15 protein-coding genes are annotated in these 15,407 nt (G+C 63.3%); 7 read left to right on the forward strand and 8 right to left on the reverse strand.

From position 1 onward, the window contains the following. Nucleotides 1-80 precede the first annotated feature (80 nt). The gene (locus tag IVB13_RS08615) at nt 81-1,373 is read left to right on the forward strand and encodes a FecR family protein (protein ID WP_247488386.1); all 1,293 of its coding nucleotides are present in this window, start codon (nt 81-83) and stop codon (nt 1,371-1,373) included. Between the two features lie 59 nt (nt 1,374-1,432). Further along, nucleotides 1,433-4,171, forward strand: coding sequence for an EAL domain-containing protein (locus IVB13_RS08620; RefSeq protein ID WP_247361403.1), 2,739 nt, complete (start codon nt 1,433-1,435; stop codon nt 4,169-4,171). A gap of 197 nt (nt 4,172-4,368) precedes the next feature. Here the strand turns inward: IVB13_RS08620 and IVB13_RS08625 are convergent, their stop codons facing one another. From IVB13_RS08625 to IVB13_RS08650, 6 genes are all read right to left on the reverse strand, one after another. Then, nucleotides 4,369-5,112: a hypothetical protein gene (locus IVB13_RS08625; RefSeq protein ID WP_247488388.1), complete on the reverse strand. Its 744-nt coding sequence runs from the start codon at nt 5,110-5,112 to the stop codon at nt 4,369-4,371. Then, nucleotides 5,109-5,525 carry a phage holin family protein gene (locus tag IVB13_RS08630; RefSeq protein WP_018454880.1) on the reverse strand — a complete coding sequence of 139 codons (417 nt, stop codon included), beginning with the start codon at nt 5,523-5,525 and terminating at the stop codon, nt 5,109-5,111. The genes IVB13_RS08625 and IVB13_RS08630 overlap by 4 nt, the downstream gene beginning before the upstream one ends. Further along, the gene (locus IVB13_RS08635) at nt 5,522-6,121 is read right to left on the reverse strand and encodes a hypothetical protein (RefSeq protein WP_247296978.1); all 600 of its coding nucleotides are present in this window, start codon (nt 6,119-6,121) and stop codon (nt 5,522-5,524) included. Before IVB13_RS08635 ends, IVB13_RS08630 begins: the two co-directional genes overlap by 4 nt. A 92-nt stretch (nt 6,122-6,213) precedes the next feature. Next, on the reverse strand, nt 6,214-7,197 hold the full coding sequence (locus IVB13_RS08640) for a DUF3618 domain-containing protein (RefSeq protein ID WP_247488399.1): 984 nt from the start codon (nt 7,195-7,197) through the stop codon (nt 6,214-6,216). A 454-nt stretch (nt 7,198-7,651) separates the two neighbouring features. After that, the gene (locus IVB13_RS08645; RefSeq protein WP_018454877.1) at nt 7,652-7,837 is read right to left on the reverse strand and encodes a hypothetical protein; all 186 of its coding nucleotides are present in this window, start codon (nt 7,835-7,837) and stop codon (nt 7,652-7,654) included. A 262-nt stretch (nt 7,838-8,099) separates the two neighbouring features. Then, complete coding sequence (locus tag IVB13_RS08650) at nt 8,100-8,360, reverse strand: hypothetical protein (RefSeq protein WP_247335302.1); 261 nt, start codon at nt 8,358-8,360, stop codon at nt 8,100-8,102. A 267-nt stretch (nt 8,361-8,627) separates the two neighbouring features. Here IVB13_RS08650 and rocF point away from each other — a divergent pair, with 267 nt between their 5' ends. The 4 genes from rocF to IVB13_RS08670 all read left to right on the forward strand — a co-directional run bounded on the left by rocF (nt 8,628) and on the right by IVB13_RS08670 (nt 11,966). After that, the gene (gene rocF / locus IVB13_RS08655) at nt 8,628-9,605 is read left to right on the forward strand and encodes an arginase (RefSeq protein ID WP_026232832.1); all 978 of its coding nucleotides are present in this window, start codon (nt 8,628-8,630) and stop codon (nt 9,603-9,605) included. Nucleotides 9,606-9,766: 161 nt separating this feature from the next. Further along, nucleotides 9,767-11,038, forward strand: a complete 1,272-nt coding sequence (soxC, locus tag IVB13_RS08660; RefSeq protein WP_247488389.1) for a sulfite dehydrogenase — start codon at nt 9,767-9,769, stop codon at nt 11,036-11,038. Then, nucleotides 11,025-11,567 carry a cytochrome c gene (locus IVB13_RS08665; RefSeq protein WP_018454873.1) on the forward strand — a complete coding sequence of 181 codons (543 nt, stop codon included), beginning with the start codon at nt 11,025-11,027 and terminating at the stop codon, nt 11,565-11,567. The genes soxC and IVB13_RS08665 overlap by 14 nt, the downstream gene beginning before the upstream one ends. 102 nt (nt 11,568-11,669) lie before the next feature. Beyond that, entirely contained in the window at nt 11,670-11,966 is a 297-nt protein-coding gene (locus IVB13_RS08670; protein WP_018454872.1) for a hypothetical protein, read from the forward strand. 6 nt (nt 11,967-11,972) lie between these two features. On the opposite strand, the gene IVB13_RS08675 is transcribed toward IVB13_RS08670, so the two are convergent. Next, nucleotides 11,973-13,187, reverse strand: coding sequence for a mandelate racemase/muconate lactonizing enzyme family protein (locus IVB13_RS08675; protein ID WP_085350649.1), 1,215 nt, complete (start codon nt 13,185-13,187; stop codon nt 11,973-11,975). A 166-nt stretch (nt 13,188-13,353) separates the two neighbouring features. On the opposite strand from IVB13_RS08675, the gene IVB13_RS08680 reads away from it, so the two are divergent. After that, nucleotides 13,354-13,542 (forward strand): hypothetical protein, encoded by a 189-nt coding sequence (locus IVB13_RS08680; protein WP_247296981.1) that lies wholly within the window; start codon nt 13,354-13,356, stop codon nt 13,540-13,542. Nucleotides 13,543-13,694: 152 nt separating this feature from the next. Here the strand turns inward: IVB13_RS08680 and IVB13_RS08685 are convergent, their stop codons facing one another. Continuing rightward, nucleotides 13,695-14,981, reverse strand: coding sequence for a divalent metal cation transporter (locus tag IVB13_RS08685; protein WP_018454868.1), 1,287 nt, complete (start codon nt 14,979-14,981; stop codon nt 13,695-13,697). Between the last annotated feature and the right edge of the window lie 426 nt (nt 14,982-15,407).

A 15,407-nucleotide genomic window follows, 5' to 3' on the forward strand; every position in this document is an offset into this window, starting at 1 on the left:
GTGGCCGCTTCCTGCTAATCCTATGTTGAGTGATTTCGGATACCCCTCAAGGCCGGCTGTAACGGGGACTGAGGATCGTCATGCTGAGCAAAATTGGAATGCGGTGCGCCTTGGCGGCTGCGCTGATCCTGGGAACGGCCTCCGTCGCATCCGCCGCGGACGATGGCGTCTGGTCGGTCGGCAAGGCCAGCGGCGAGGTCTGGGTCGCCACCAGCGGCGCGCAGCAGGTTTCGCTGAACCAACAGGAGGCACTCAAGCCCGGCGATACCATTCGCACCGGACGAAATGGCCGCGTGCTGCTCGTCCGCGGCGAGGAAACGATCCTGATCTCTCCCAACTCGGTGGTGGGTTTACCGACCGAGAGCAAGGAAGGCCTTTCGACCACCATCATCCAGCAGGCAGGTTCGATCCTGCTCGAGGTCGAGAAGCGCAACGTCAAGCATTTCGAGGTCGAGACGCCCTATCTCGCCGCTGTCGTCAAGGGAACGCAGTTCAGCGTTACCGTGAATGCGGGCAGCACCAAAGTCGGCGTGCTCCGCGGCCAGGTCGAGGTCTCCGACTTCAAGACGGGACAGATCGCCCAGGTCCTGCCGGGGCAGGCCGCCACCGTCTTCGAGCATGGCAAGCCCGGCCTTTCTCTCAGCGGCTCCGGGACCTTCAATCCGATCGAGCACGGCAAGCCGCGCGCCTCGAGCATCGAGCGCGTCCCCGTGCCGAAATCGGGCCTGTCGGCCCAGCGCAACGCCGCGAACGGCCATGCGATCCATGCGCTCGGTCCGATCGACAAGGGCGCCAAGGCGGCCGCCGCGCCCAAGCCATCGCAACAGGCGGCCGGAGCTCACGCGCCCAAGGGCGGTGCTGCCAAGGCTGATGCTGCAAAGCCCGGCGTCGTGCGCATCTCGAGTTCGCTGGGCGAGGTCAAGCTGAACGTCCACAAGGTCACGCACGGGCTCGCCCACGGCGGCGGTGCCCCCGGACAGGCGCGCAACTCTTACGCCAGCACCGAGACGGTCTGGGGCGACTCGAAAGCGGGCACAACGGCATCCAACGGCACCGCCCAGACTGCGGTGACCACGAGCAGCGGCGTGACGGCTGGCACCAGTTCGTCGGCTGCGAGCACGACAATAGCCGCCACCACGGCCGGTGCATCCAGCGACGGCTCTGGCGGCGGCAACGGAGACTCCGGTGGCAAGACCAAACCGGACAAGGGCAAATCCGGTAACGGCAATTCCGGCAGTGGGAATTCCGGCAATGGTAACGGCAACAACGGCGCCACCGGTAACGGCCGGGGTAACAACGGCAACGGCAACGGCAATGGCGGCGGCAACGGCAGCAATGGTCACGGCAATGCCCTTGGCCACAACAAGCACTGAGGCGATGTCTTAGGGGATGAGGGGGCGCACCTGCGGAAGCGGGTGCGCAGGAGGATCGGGTGGGACGCTTTCGGCCGCATATTCTTGTCGTGACAGCGCTGGCGATCGCGCTGTCCACGGGGTGGCATGGTGCGCTTCGCAACGCGCTGACCGACCTGCGGTTCGCCTGGCAATCGCGTGCCGCGACCGGCAATGTCGTCGTGGTGGCCATCGACGCGCCCTCGATCGATCAGATCGGGGTGTGGCCCTGGCCGCGCCGGCTGCACGCGGAACTGTTGCACAGGTTAGAGGCCGCGGGGGCGCAGGACGTCGCTTTCGACGTCGATTTCAGCTCGCCATCCGATCCGGCCTCCGACGAGGCTTTCGTCAAAGCGCTGCGTGAGGCCGGGGGCTCGACCATCCTGCCGTCCTTCAAGCAGCCCGCGCCGAATGGCGGCGCAGCTCACATCAATCGCCCCCTGAAGCCGTTCGGCAACCAGTCGTGGCCGGCGCTGGTCAATGTCGCGATCGAATCCGACGGGCTCGTTCGCCGCTATCCGTTCGGCGAGAAGCTCGGCGAGGCCGTGATGCCGTCGATGGCCGTCGTGCTGGCCGGGCAGGACGCCAATCGGCGGCCGCCTTTCCTGATCGATTTCAGCATTCGGGCGGGCTCGGTTCCGAGTGTCTCCTACGTCGACGTGCTCCGCGGCGAAACCGCCACTCTCGACAAGCTGAGAGACAAGAAGATCATCATTGGAGCGACGGCGCTCGAACTCGGCGACCGCTTCAGCGTTCCGAATGGCCGCATTATCTCCGGACCCATCCTCCAGGCGCTGGCAGCGGAATCGATCCTCCAGAACCGGATGCTGCGCTGGACCTCTGATACCGGCATGATCCTGGGTCTCGCTGGGATCTGCCTGCTGATGGTGTATTCGTGGCGCCGCTTGGGACCGGGAATTCGCGCCGCAATCCTGATCTCGGTCGGGGCGGTTTTCGAGCTGTTGGCGGTCCTCGTGCAGGCAAGATGGCCCTTCATCATCGACACATCGCTGTTCCACATCGCGATTGTCGCCTATCTGACGGCAATTGCACTCGACGAAATCGATTTCCGAGGTCTCCTGGGGCGCATCGCCGAAAGCCGCTTTCATCGTATCGCGATGTCACTCGGCGATGGCCTCATCTGCACCGACGAAGATCAGCTCATCACCGTGTGGAATCCCGGCGCCAGTGCGATCTTCGGCTATCTGCCCGCCGAGATCATCGGCCGCCCGTTCGAAACGTTGTGCGCCGTGGCGGGGGACGGTGACGCGAGGCCGTCCATGCGCGACGCCGCGCGCCAGGCACTCCTGGTCCCTGGCGGGGCGGTCGTCGTCGAGTTCGAAGGGCGGCGCAAGAACGGTGAAACCTTCCCGGTCGAGGCGAGCTTCTCGGGCTGGCAGGGAACGGACGGCTTCCAGTACGGAGCCATCCTGCGCGATATCTCGGTCCGCAAGCGTGAGGCCGAACGCGTCAGATATCTCGCCGAGTACGACGCGCTGACCGGTCTTGCCAACCGCAACACGCTGCATGCAGGACTGGTCGGCATGATCGCGGATGCGGGGCAGCGCCCTTGCGAGGTCGCGCTGCTCGTGATCGGGCTCGACGGCTTCCAGAGCATCAACGACATGCTCGGTCATTCCGCCGGAGATCTCGTGCTGCAGGCGGTCGCTGGTCGCCTGAGAGCCGAGGCGTGCGGCGCTGTCGTTGCCCGGCTTGGCGGAGACGAATTCGCCATTGCGCGCAAAGGCGCCGATGGCGACGAGCCGATCGCGGAGTACGCCGAGCGCATGGCGCGCGCCTTCGAAGCGCCGCTTGCGACCGGCACGCGGCAGCACCGCGTCAGGCTCAGCATCGGCGTCGCCATCCATCCGGAAGGTGGCCACAACGCCGACGATCTCCTGAGCAATGCCCATCTCGCTCTGAGCAAGGCAAAGCTGACGCGGCGCGGCGGCCATGTGATCTTCGAGAGCGCGATCCGGGAGGAGCTGGAGAACCGGCTGACGCTGGAAAGCGAATTGGCACTTGCCGCCGATCGCGGCGAGTTCGAGCTGTTCTATCAGCCCCAGGTTCGCCTGATCGACGCCAGCCTGGTCGGGGCCGAAGCGCTGATCCGTTGGCGGCATCCCGTGCGCGGCTACGTTTCGCCCGGAGAGTTCATGCCCGTGGTCAATAGCTCGGCCCTGTCCGAGCGGATCGGCAACTGGGTGATGGAGACCGCCTGCCGGCAGGCACGCGCCTGGGAATTGTCCGGCGACAGCGTGCGCGTCGCGATCAATTTGTCGCCCTCGCAGTTGCACTCCGGCGATTTGGCGCATTCGGTTGCGGGGATGCTCGAAGCGACGGGGCTCACGCCGTCGCTGCTGGAGCTCGAGGTCACCGAGGACATCCTGCTTCATGACGAAGCCCGCGTGCTCGACATGTTCAAACGCATCCAGCAGCTCGGCGTCCGCGTCCTGTTCGACGATTTCGGTACCGGGTATGCGAGCCTGAGCTATTTGAAGAAGTTTCCGCTCGACGGGCTCAAAATCGACCGCTCGTTCGTGCTCGGTCTGCTCGCGGATTCCGACGATGCCGCGATCGTCGGGTCGACCATCGGTCTCAGCAAACAGCTCGGTCTCACGGTCGTGGCCGAAGGCATCGAGAACCGCGCGACGGCCGATTTCCTGGTGAGCATGGGATGCGAGGAAGGCCAGGGCTATTTCTTCGGCCGTCCGATGCCGGCGGAAGCATTCGAGCGGCAATTCTTCGCAGCCGAGTGCGCCGCCGTCAGTGCCGCCTGAACACTTGAGCTTCGCGATCAAGATCCCATAAGGTCGCTTTCAACAGCCACTTCTGAGCGATGCGAAGCAGATCTACTGCTACGAGGAGCGCTGATCACGAATCGGGAGCGCGAGCTGGGCCCCTAGATGATGCGCTGATGTTGTACGCGGAATAATTCGGAAGAGTCGCCGCGGACGTCGCGACGACTCTTCAGTGGTCACAGCACATTAGGCGACTTGGCCCTTTCACGGGCTGCTTCGACTGCATCCATCCCGGTCTGCCTGATTCGATCCAGAGCCTCGCCGCCGGTATCGGAGACCTCTGCTAACAGCGTGTCGGAGTTTTCGCGCAACGCCTGCGAGACGGCACCAACACGGGTGTTCAGGTCGGCCTTCACAGCATCGCTGGTCTCTCCGACATACTCATTCTCAATGTCGGTGGTTCTAAATGCCCCTGCGACTGCGGCGCCAATGGCCAAGCCGACGACGCCAAGCACCAGCGGTTGCTTTTCGAGCACATCAGACAATGACGACTTTGCTTTTGAGACGGCTTCGCCGCCCGGAATCTGGTCGCGCACTTTAGCGAAGCCGTCCCGCGCCATCTCTAGGCCGTCCTCGAACTGAGCCCTCATCTTGTCCGCGGTTCCTGACAGAACGCCGGATCCAGCGTCCTTGGCTGACTGCAACGTGTCTTCGCCATCGAGGGACCCTATGTGATCCATTTCGGGCGCCGTGGGCGGCGCCGCAGTGCGCTGGATCGCCGATGCCGCAGTCCGCATCGTGCTCACCCCGCCATCGACCACACCGGACGCGGCGGCCGCCGTCGACCGAGCTGCGCCCTTGATCCTGTCTTCACCAGCCATAAGCCACAGCGCGCCGCCTCCAATTAGAACGGCGGCAAGGGGATTTTCCTTGGCCGCTGCGACCAGATTGTCGAAAAAGCCGGTTTGCGTGCTCCTCATCGGACCATTCCCTTCACGGTGTCCTTGTCCTTTTCCAGCTGCCGGATGGTCTCCCGCGGCGCAAGATTACGGGCGTCCATCCGATTGATGCCGACCGCAAACAGCACGCCCGCAATGGCGCCAGCGAGGATCGCGGATGTCAGGTAGGAAAGCGGTTGCGACCATCCCGCGGAGATCAACGCCGCCGACAATGCGAACAGCGCCATCACAATGGCGGGGGTCACCAGAAGGGCGCCACCGGCAATGAAGCCTGCTGCTCCCGTTATCTTCTGCACTCTGTCGCTGAGTTCAGCCTTGGCCAAGTCGATTTCGTTCTGGAACAGCTTGGCGAACTGCCCCATCGCGTCCGCTACAAGCGTGGAGATGGTCCGAAGATCGTTCTGGCTTGTCTTGATATCGTGCTGAATGGTCATGATACGCTGCCGCCTTTGAAGGACGTCGTTCGCTGCGGATTGTTGCCGGATACCGATGAGCCCTGCATGGAAGCCTGCCCGGCTCCCGTGGAAGACGTGCTTCCGCGCCACGTGTCGCCCTGCGTCGACGACGTTCCACTACTCATCCCAGGTCGCGATGAAGGCGAGTCACCGCCGGAGGCCTTCAGGAAACGGACGGCGGCGAAACCGGCGAGCACCGAAACGCCAAGGAAAGCGGCAGGCTGACGCTTTGCGAAATCGGTTGCGCCATCGAGGAGATCGCGGAAGCTGCCGTTGCGGATCTTCTCGGCGGTATCTTCAACATAGTCCGCGGCGGAGTTGATGCCGCGGGCGGCAAAAGGCACATCGCTCTCGAAGGCGCGAGCCGCTTCCCGAACATTGCCGGCAAGTCGCTCAATGAACTCGGCTCCAGTCCGCTGCTGCTCGCGTGCCTGGCCGCGAATCTGGTCCATGGTCCCCGAAGCGAGGTCCTTGGCCGCATCCCCGGCTTCCTTGAACTTGTCCTGGGCGATGTCAGCGGTTGCCCGGAAGGCCTCGTCGGCCCGCTGCTTCACAGTCGCTCCAGCCTCCGCCATTTGGTCCTTCAGGTTCTTCGGAGAACCCGCGTTCCGATCTTCATTTGAATTCGTGCCTCTGCTCAGGTCTAGATCGCTCATGGTGTGTTCCTTCAGGTATTGGAATTGCGGGAGGGATTGAAAGCGGCTCCGACGACGTCGTCGGCGGCTGTCTTGAGCGAGTCAGCGAGGTTCTGAGTCATGCGGCTGGCATGCTCACCGAGGCCGGCCTCGGCGACTCTGCTTGTTGCCGCGTCGGCTGCCGACATTGCGGCATCTTTGGCGGCGTCAAATCCGGACTGAGCGGCCTCGGCGGCGGCCCGCTTCACGCCGTCGCTCGCCTGGCTCATGGCCTTGGCTTCAACCTTGGTTTCCGGAAGAGCGGCTGCGATAATGGCTCCGATCGCCACCCCAAGACCGGCGATTAGCGCGGCATTATCGCTAATGATCGCGCGAGCTTGTTCGGGCGCCCTTCCGGCAGCGTCCTTGGCTGCGGAGGCACTGTCCTTCGCCGCATCCACCCCGCTCTTGAGCTTTTCGCCAATCGTCTCGGCGGCCTGGGAGGCCCGTGCGCGTAAATCCGCCGCGAGACCGGCAGTCGAATCTTGCGCCTCGTCGGCCATGCTCGCGGCCTGATTGCGGGCGGAAGATAGTTGATCCCTGAGATCGCCTTGCATGGCGCGCGCTCGATCCGCCATCTCCTCGAAAACCTCGTTCGCCTTGTCCATCGCAGGGCCGGAAACCTCGGCGGCGCGGTCTCGCACGGTTTTCGAGGTGAGCGCCAAGCCGGCACCGATCATCAAAAGCGGCAAGGGGACACCACGCGCCAAGCGTAGGAGTGGAACCACCACGGCGGTCCCGGCGGCCACGCTCCGCATCGGGTTGTCCATAACTTGCTGTTTCAGTCCGTCCACCCAGCTCTTTGTCGTGTGGGTGACATAGTCGGATACTTCCGACTTGATGTGCTGCGGCGACACCTTATGGCGGATGTCCTCGGCCGTCTCCGAGACCTGCTCTTTCAGCCGATCGACCGTAGCGGCCAACTCAGCGCGACTTCGCTCGGACTCACGCCTCAATTCTTCCACGGACCGCGTCATCACATCCCTCTCTCGCTTTTCGGATTTCTTGTATTCAAACTCACGGTTTTTTGAATTGTTCCTATGAGCCGCTTCGCAGTGGATTCGATCCACAGAGCGCACCTGGGATGGGCGAGAGCGCGACCTGATCTTCGTCAAAGTCGAGACCGCAATACAACTCAGGAGCCATTAGCGGCAGCTGCGATAGGAGTAGATATCAGCCAACGGGCGCAGGTGGCCTTATGGTCTACCCCACGTGCGGCCCGGGGCGTCGACCGTCGTCCGTGGTGTGCACCGCTACTGCAAGCCCTTCTTGTCATAAGCAGCAATTCTAGTGCCGAAGAGGATCGAAAGAGCCGGAGCTGTGATTGAGGACCCAACTGGCTGAGCGCCAGGAACGAACCAGCTGAACGACAGCCGATCTCCGGTCAGGAAGAGTGGCGCACATGAGCTCTGGACGATCGCCCAGCGGCATCTAGTCAGCTTCTGGACTCGCCGGATCGGGGGCAGAAATCTGCAGTCCCGCCTCGTTGAGAGCATCCGCAATTTGCTTCGCGAGCAGCTTGGCTTCTTCAATTCCTATTTTTGCGTCTGGGTAATGTGCAAAAAATGCGCAAATGGTCGTGGAGATAATCGTATTCACCTGGTGCGGATCAATCATTCTACGGCACTCGAAAATGCCGCTGCTTATCGCGCGACAATTAGGATGAGATCAGTGAGGAAAAGTCCGGCTCTCATTGCGATGATGATCCCAATCGCGGCAGGTCCGCCTCTTTCTGCGGTGACCGAAAGGGACACGCCTGCTGGGTGTTTCTGAAAGAACGCAATCCCACTCCCAGAAGCGCTATTTGCCCCCAACGCTAAAAGACGTTGTGCGGAAGCTCTCAGGCGCCAAGCCGAAGTGGGGCAAGTTTGATGTCTTTCTAGCGCCGACGTGCCACCGCGACGCCGAACAGGAAAGCAACGAACAGGCTGGCAAGCGGTGCTTCGCGCGTGATCGCGGCGACGGTCGCGAGGGGTTTTCCGGGCTTGCGCGCGTCGTCGATTGCGGAGGTCATGCGGTCGACAGCTGCGTGCAGGCCACCTGCGACTTCACCGATGGTGCGGGATACGTCCGTCGCGACATCAATGGCGCGCTCGGCCATGCCGGGATGTGAGGTGGACTGCGGGATCTCCGTGCTCAAGTGCGCGACCTCCGGGCTGATCAAGTGACGGAGGCCGATACCTTTGGCTATCCGCGCGAGCGCTCGTTCTGAACAGCGGGTCGCATGACCTTTGGCTATCCGCGACAGGCGCCGTGGTTTTACGGCGGGTACCGGCCTTGCATGAGCAATTCGGCGCGCGGGCTTTTGTTCCGAGACGATGCGCCCCCCGGGCCGACCGCCCCCGTGAAACGACGGATGCGAATCTCTGTTAGGCTGGCTCAATCTTGCTGATCTCAGGAGACAGCTGTGACCGACCGGACCACGACGGATCGAGCCCGGCGCATCGCCTTGCTCGGCGCTCCCATCGACATGGGGGCTTCGCAGCGCGGTACCCTGATGGGCCCTGCGGCGCTCCGCACCGCCGGCCTTGCGACATTGCTCGAGAGCCTGGATTTCGAGGTCGTCGATTACGGCGATCTCTCGGTGGCCGAGCTCCGGGACCTCGCAGACAGGCCCCCCGACAAAGCCAATCACTACCGCGAAATTCAGCGCTGGACGCGCGTCCTGAGCCGCAGAGGCTACGAGATCGCAAAAACCGGCGCGCTGCCGATTTTTCTCGGCGGCGATCACACGCTGTCGATGGGATCGGTGAATGCCATGGCGCGTCACTGGCAGGAGCGCGGACGCGAGCTGTTCGTGCTCTGGCTCGATGCACATGCCGACTACAACACGCCGGAGACGACGATCACCGCCAACATGCACGGCATGTCGGCGGCATTCCTGTGCGGCGAACCCGGCCTCGACGGATTGCTCGGCGATGATCCCCGTGCCCCGATCGGTCCCGATCGGCTTGACCTGTTCGGCGCGCGCTCAATCGATAAGCTCGAAAAGGAGTTGATGCGCACGCGCCGGATCAGGGTTGTCGACATGCGCCAGATCGATGAGTTCGGCGTCGCCGTGCTGATCCGCCGCGTCATCGAGCGCGTCAGGGCCAGCAACGGCGTGCTGCATGTCAGCTTCGATGTCGATTTTCTCGACCCCTGCGTCGCACCCGGAGTGGGCACGACGGTGCCGGGCGGCGCGACCTATCGTGAGGCGCATCTGATCATGGAGCTTCTGCACGATTCCGGCGTGGTCGGATCAGTCGACATCGTCGAGCTCAATCCGTTTCTCGACGAGCGTGGCCGCACCGCGCGCACCGCGGTCGAACTGATCGGCAGCCTGTTCGGCCAGCAGATCGCCGACCGGCCGACCCCGAGCAATGCGATCGCGCCGGGCGAGTGACGGACGAGCCGTTTGTGCATTGCGAAGAAGAGAACTGCCGTCGCCGCCACCGGATTTAGATCAGTCCAGATGGAAATCGCCTGTTTTTGAAGCAGGTGCGAATTGCAAATGCTCGTCGCAGAATGTTTCATGCGGGTCGCGCTTCAGCCGAGGATCCGCAAATGAGCCGCACGTTCGATGCCGACGACAAACCCGCGGGGACGACTCGCCGCCGCTTTCTGCGCGGCGGTGCTGCGGTGGCGGGTGGTACCGTCCTGGGCGCCCGCGCATCGGTTGCCGCCGAGACCGACAACCTTCCACCCAACATTCCCGAATGGATGAAGGCGCCCGGCGAACCGATGGGAAGCCAGCCCTACGGCGCGCCGTCACCGTTCGAAAAGGGCGTCGTCAAGAACATCTCGAAGACGCTCAAGCAGTACATCTCGGCCTCCAGCCGGACGCCATTGCAGGAGCTCGATGGCATCATCACGCCGAACGGACTGTTCTACGAGCGTCATCATGGTGGCGTTCCGACCATCGATCCGGCCCAGCACCGGTTGATGCTGCACGGGCTGGTCGAGCGCCCGCTGATTTTTACAATGGACGATCTCAGGCGTTTCCCGTCGGAATCGCGCGTCCACTTTCTCGAATGCTCCGGCAATCCCGGCTACAGCAAGCCTTACGGCAAGACCGCGTCGGACCTTGTAGGTCTGGTCAGTTGTGCAGAATGGACCGGCGTCAGCCTCAAGCTGGTGCTCCAGGAGGCCGGATTGAAGCCGGATGCCAAATGGATCGTCGCCGAAGGTGCCGACGCGGCTGCGCTGACGCGCAGCATCCCGATCGAGAAATGCCTTGAGGACGCCATGCTGGTCTACAGCCAGAACGGGGAGCGGCTGCGTCCGCAGCAGGGCTATCCGCTGCGGCTGTTCCTGCCGGGCTTCGAGGGCAATATGAGTGTGAAGTGGCTGCGGCGCCTGCATGTGACTGCGGAGCCGGTTTACTCGCGCGAGGAGACCTCGAAATACACAGACCTGCTGCCGGACGGCACCGCGCGTGAATTTTCGTTCTACATGGAGGCGAAGTCGATTATCACGAGGCCCTCCGGCGGCCAACGCCTGGGCGCGCCAGGCTTCCACGAGATCACGGGCATCGCCTGGAGCGGGCACGGCAAGATCGCGCGCGTCGAAGTGTCCGTCGACGAGGGAAAGAGTTGGCAAAGCGCGCAATTGCAGGAGCCGGTGCTGACGCGTGCGTTGACACGCTTTCGCTTGCCCTGGCAGTGGGACGGAAAGCCTGCCGTGATCCAGAGCCGTGCCATTGACGAAACCGGCTATGTGCAGCCGACTCTGGCCGAGCTGCTCGCGGTGCGCGGCGAGCACTATTTCTACCACAATAACGCGATCTGGCCCTGCCGCATCGCGGCTGACGGCGAGGTGACCAATGCGCTGGCGTGAGACTTGCGGCATTGCTGTCGTCATTGTGCTGTGTACGTTTCCGAGCGGAGCGCAGGCGCAGACCTCGTACGGCCTCGGACGGCCCGCGACGGCTGCGGAGATTGCGGGCTGGAATATCGATATCGGACGCGACGGCAGCAATCTGCCGAAGGGAAGCGGCTCGGTGAGCCAAGGGCGCGAGGTGTTCGCCCAGCAATGTGCATCATGCCATGGCGATAAAGGCGAGGGCGGGCTCGGTGACCGGCTCGTCGGTGGGCAGGGCACGATCGCAACGCCAAAGCCGATCCGTACGGTCGGCAGCTATTGGCCGTATGCGCCGACGCTGTTCGACTACATCCGCCGCGCGATGCCGCAGAACGCGCCGCAATCGTTGAGCGATGAAGAGGTTTATGCGGTGTCCGCCTACATCCTGAACCTGAATGGACTGGTCGGAGCGGATGCGACGCTCGATGCCAAATCGCTTGCAGCGGTCAAGATGCCGAACCGCGACCGGTTCGTCGGCGACGCGCGGCCGGATGTGAAACACTGAGCGCCTTGGGGCGACCAGGTTCCCGTATCCGCTTGGAACTTGCCTTGGCCAAGGGCGGAACTCGCAGGACGCGATTGCATTAACCTGTGAGAGGAAAAGCCTATGGATTCCACGATGGCAACGGATCGCTTCGCAAACTCCATGTCCTCAGCGCTTCGCCATCCCGGCGTAATCGCGTTGATTGTGGCCGCGTTGACGATTGCTGCGATGCTCATCGTCGATCACGGACCATGGAATCGGGCCAAAACGCAGCCCGCCCATGTTGCGATGTACGCAACCACGGGTGAAGCCGCGCGGGCCGCAGGTGCCAAAATTCTCCCGACCGAACCGCACTCCCCGATCGAGCCGGAGCGGCCGGGGCCGAAGACGTCCCCAACCGTCAATCCAGTGACGCCGTAAGACGCTCTAGCCCTTCCGGCCGTAGTTGAGCAATCCGCCGGTGGTCTTCGGCGGATGCGCGCGCAGGGCTTCCTCGTTCGGATCGGTGCCCCAGCCGGGCCGGTCCGGAATGACCAGATGGCCGTTCTGAATGTCGGGCTCATGCGTGAACAGTTCGCGGTCCCACGCCAGGCGATCGATGTCGATCTCCATGATGCGCAGGTTCGGCACGGCGGCGCAGAAATGCGCGTTCATCATCGAACAGAGATGGCCGTAGAAATTGTGCGGGGCAACGTTGACTTCGAACGCTTCCGCGGCGGCTGCGATCTTCATCGACTGCCAGACGCCGTTCCAGGGCGTGTCGATGATCGCGACGTCCATGGCCTGCTCGCGAAAATAGGGCAGGAATTCCCGCAAGCCCAATAGCGTCTCGCAGGACGAGATCGGATGCGGGCTTTGCCTGCGGATGTAACCGAGCGCTTCCGGATTGAAACTGTCGATCTCGATCCAGAACATGTCGAGGTCCGCGATGGTGCGCAGGATCTCCAGATAGCCCTCCGTCTTGGCGTTGAAGTTGCAGTCAAGCAAGATGTCGACGTCGGGGCCTGCACCGTCCCGGATCGCTTCCAGATGCATGCGCAGATCGCGCAGGATTTTGCGATCCACGTTGATCTCGGGAGCGAAGGGCGAGCCGAAGCCCGGTCGCCAACCGGTCGGTTTGCCGTCATCATAGGAGAAGATGTTGGTTTTGAGCGCGGTGAACTTCTTCTCGCGGACCTCGCGTCCGATTGCCTTGACGCCGTCGAGGTTCTCGATCGGCGGCTTGTACCAGGACGGGTGATTGATCCGCCACGTTGCGCAATGCGACCAATAGACCCTGACATGGTCGCGGATCTTGCCGCCGAGCAGTTCGTAGCAGGGCACACCAAGACATTTCGCCTTGGCATCGAGCAGCGCATTCTCGATCGCCCCGAGCGCCTGCGCCACCACGCCGCCGGCGGCGGGACGCGTGGCCGCGAACAGTTCGGCGTAGATGCGCTCGTGCCGGAAAACGTTCTGCCCGACGACGCGGGCAGACAGGCGCTGGATCGCAGCACCGACGCCGGGCGAGCCGAAGCCCTCGTCGAACTCGCTCCAGCCGACGATGCCGTCCTCGGTTGTCAGCTTGACGAAGTGGTAGTTTCTCCAGCCGGCGTCGCAGGCGAGAATTTCGAGACTTGTTGCTTTCGACGATTTGGTCATGTCGCTCCCTGTTGCCCGGCTGGGCTTTTTTCTTGGCGGGCGCAAGCCCGGGTCCAGCCACGATTGTTAGGCTAACGGCCTTGCGCAGTGAAGCCTGGCGAGGTGTGCAGGGAAGCCCCTTCCGAACGTTCTATTGGAAAACGCGGGGAATCCGGTGGGGACAGCCATGATCTTGCCCGGGATCGTCCTGAAAAGGCGCCATGCTCTGACGTTTTTGGCCACAATCGGGATCGATCTTCCGGCCATGAGATTTCTGGCTGTGATTACGATCCTGGCGCTGCTCACGATGAGTGGGGCCGCCATTTCCGATCAGTTTCTGACGGCCGATCAGCACGTCGCGCACGGGGTGGAATAGCGCGGCGGCGTATACGTTTTTGTCTTGGGGGAGACAGCGATGCTTTCGATCGACCAATTCCTGCGCTTCATCAGCGTGCCGGCTGTGTTCGCGGCCTTCATCATCGCCTCGCAGATCTCGGCAGTCTTGTCGCAAGGCTAGTCAAAGGCTAGTCAGCCCATCAATGACGAGCCGAGCAGGGCGAGCACAGCCAGCGCCATCAACGCGGTGCCGAGCCAGCCCAGCGCGACGAGCCATGACCGGCCCTTGAAGCGACCCATGATCGCCTTGCTCGAGACGATCAGCATCATCATGGCCATGATCGGAACGGCCACGATGCCGTTGAGCACGGCGCTCCAGACCAGCATGTGGATCGAGTCGATGCCGGTGAACCCGAGACCGAAGCCGATGATGGTGGCGGCGGCGATGATGGTGTAGAAGCCGACCGCCTCGTCGGGCTTCGCCTCCAGCGTCGCGCGCCAGCCGAAGATCTCCGCCACGCCGTAAGCGGCCGAGCCCGCCAGCACCGGAATTGCGAGCAGGCCGGTGCCGATGATGCCGATCGCGAACAGGGCGAAGGTGAAATCGCCGGCGAGCGGCCGCAGCGCCTCGGCGGCCTCCGTCGCCGAGTTGATGTTGGTGACGCCATTCGCGTGCAGCACCGAGGCGGTGGTGAGGATGATGAAGAAGGCGATGCCGTTGGAGAGCAGCATGCCGGAGAGGGTGTCGGCCCGGATGCGCGCCAGCTCCGGACTGCCGCCGCGCTTCAGCTCGCGCAGCGGCTTGTCGCGCTTGCCCTGGTTCATCTCCTCGACCTCCTGCGAGGCCTGCCAGAAGAACAGATACGGGCTGATCGTGGTGCCGAGCACGGCGACGACCATCATGAAATAGTCGGCGCTGACATTCGTCTTCGGCCACACCGCCGCGAGCAGCGCCGTGCTCCACGGGATCTTCACGGTGAAGGCGGTCGCGACATAGGCGAACAGCGCCAAGGTGAGGAATTTCAGCACCGGCGAATAGCGCCGATAGGGCAGGAACACCTGCAGCAGGGTCGAGCCCGCCGCGAAGATCAGCGCGTGCTCGTGGTTGAGGCCGCCGATCACCAGCGAGAGCGCCTCCGCCATCGCCGCGATGTCCGCGGCAATGTTGAAGGTGTTGGCGGCGACCAGCATGGCGACGAGCGACAGCACCGCCCAGCGCGGCGCGATCTGCATGACGTTGGCCGCCAGCCCCTTGCCGGTGACGCGGCCGATCCGGGCGCTGACGAGCTGGATCGCGATCATGAACGGCGTGGTCAGAAATACCGTCCAGAGCAGTCCGTAACCGAATTGCGCGCCGGCCTGCGAATAGGTGGCGATGCCGGACGGATCGTCGTCGGCGGCCCCGGTGACGAGACCCGGCCCCAGCCTCTGCAACAGCGACGGTGCGGATTTCGTGGGGCTGACGGCATCGTCGGTCATGGCAGGAGGGGTCTCGGTCGGGGCGCGTCCTTCACAAATGCTAATGAGGGAACAAGGTTCCCGGGCTGCGGGTAAGGCGCGCCTCGCTGATTTCCGAAAAAGCTAATTTCGTTTGACTCGTCGGGCAAAGCACCTGTATAAGTGCATCATCGAAGAATACCCGGTGCAGCGTTGGCACGCATTCCGAGCGCGACCGGACTGCGATGGCCGGCCAGTGCGCAACCCGCGCACCGGCGAGACGTTTGTCTCCTGAGCGCGTGCGGTCGGGACTATTTGATGCTGACGAACATGCCCCAGGCGCCGGCCAGCGCGGCGCCGGCAAAGACGATCAGCGGGTTGTTGCAGAACGCACTGCCATAGGTGCACATGGTGACGCCGAACGAGCCGATCTCGTGATGGCTCGCGGAGTAGAACAGTCCCGACAGT

The sequence above is a fragment of the Bradyrhizobium sp. 17 genome (assembly GCF_023073515.1).
Classification (GTDB): Bacteria; Pseudomonadota; Alphaproteobacteria; order Rhizobiales; family Xanthobacteraceae; genus Bradyrhizobium; species Bradyrhizobium canariense_D.

Excerpts from the sequence above, each read along its gene's own strand:
- IVB13_RS08645 (WP_018454877.1), bottom strand. The coding sequence starts at position 7,837 with ATGATTGATCCGCACCAGGTGAATACGATTATCTCCACGACCATTTGC.
- IVB13_RS08630 (WP_018454880.1), bottom strand. The coding sequence starts at position 5,525 with ATGACCATTCAGCACGATATCAAGACAAGCCAGAACGATCTTCGGACC.
- IVB13_RS08685 (WP_018454868.1), bottom strand. The coding sequence starts at position 14,981 with ATGACCGACGATGCCGTCAGCCCCACGAAATCCGCACCGTCGCTGTTG.
- IVB13_RS08680 (WP_247296981.1), top strand. The coding sequence starts at position 13,354 with ATGATCTTGCCCGGGATCGTCCTGAAAAGGCGCCATGCTCTGACGTTT.
- IVB13_RS08640 (WP_247488399.1), bottom strand. The coding sequence starts at position 7,197 with ATGACGCGGTCCGTGGAAGAATTGAGGCGTGAGTCCGAGCGAAGTCGC.
- soxC (WP_247488389.1), top strand. The coding sequence starts at position 9,767 with ATGAGCCGCACGTTCGATGCCGACGACAAACCCGCGGGGACGACTCGC.
- IVB13_RS08670 (WP_018454872.1), top strand. The coding sequence starts at position 11,670 with ATGGATTCCACGATGGCAACGGATCGCTTCGCAAACTCCATGTCCTCA.
- IVB13_RS08635 (WP_247296978.1), bottom strand. The coding sequence starts at position 6,121 with ATGGCGGAGGCTGGAGCGACTGTGAAGCAGCGGGCCGACGAGGCCTTC.
- IVB13_RS08675 (WP_085350649.1), bottom strand. The coding sequence starts at position 13,187 with ATGACCAAATCGTCGAAAGCAACAAGTCTCGAAATTCTCGCCTGCGAC.
- IVB13_RS08665 (WP_018454873.1), top strand. The coding sequence starts at position 11,025 with ATGCGCTGGCGTGAGACTTGCGGCATTGCTGTCGTCATTGTGCTGTGT.
- IVB13_RS08615 (WP_247488386.1), top strand. The coding sequence starts at position 81 with ATGCTGAGCAAAATTGGAATGCGGTGCGCCTTGGCGGCTGCGCTGATC.
- IVB13_RS08625 (WP_247488388.1), bottom strand. The coding sequence starts at position 5,112 with ATGAGGAGCACGCAAACCGGCTTTTTCGACAATCTGGTCGCAGCGGCC.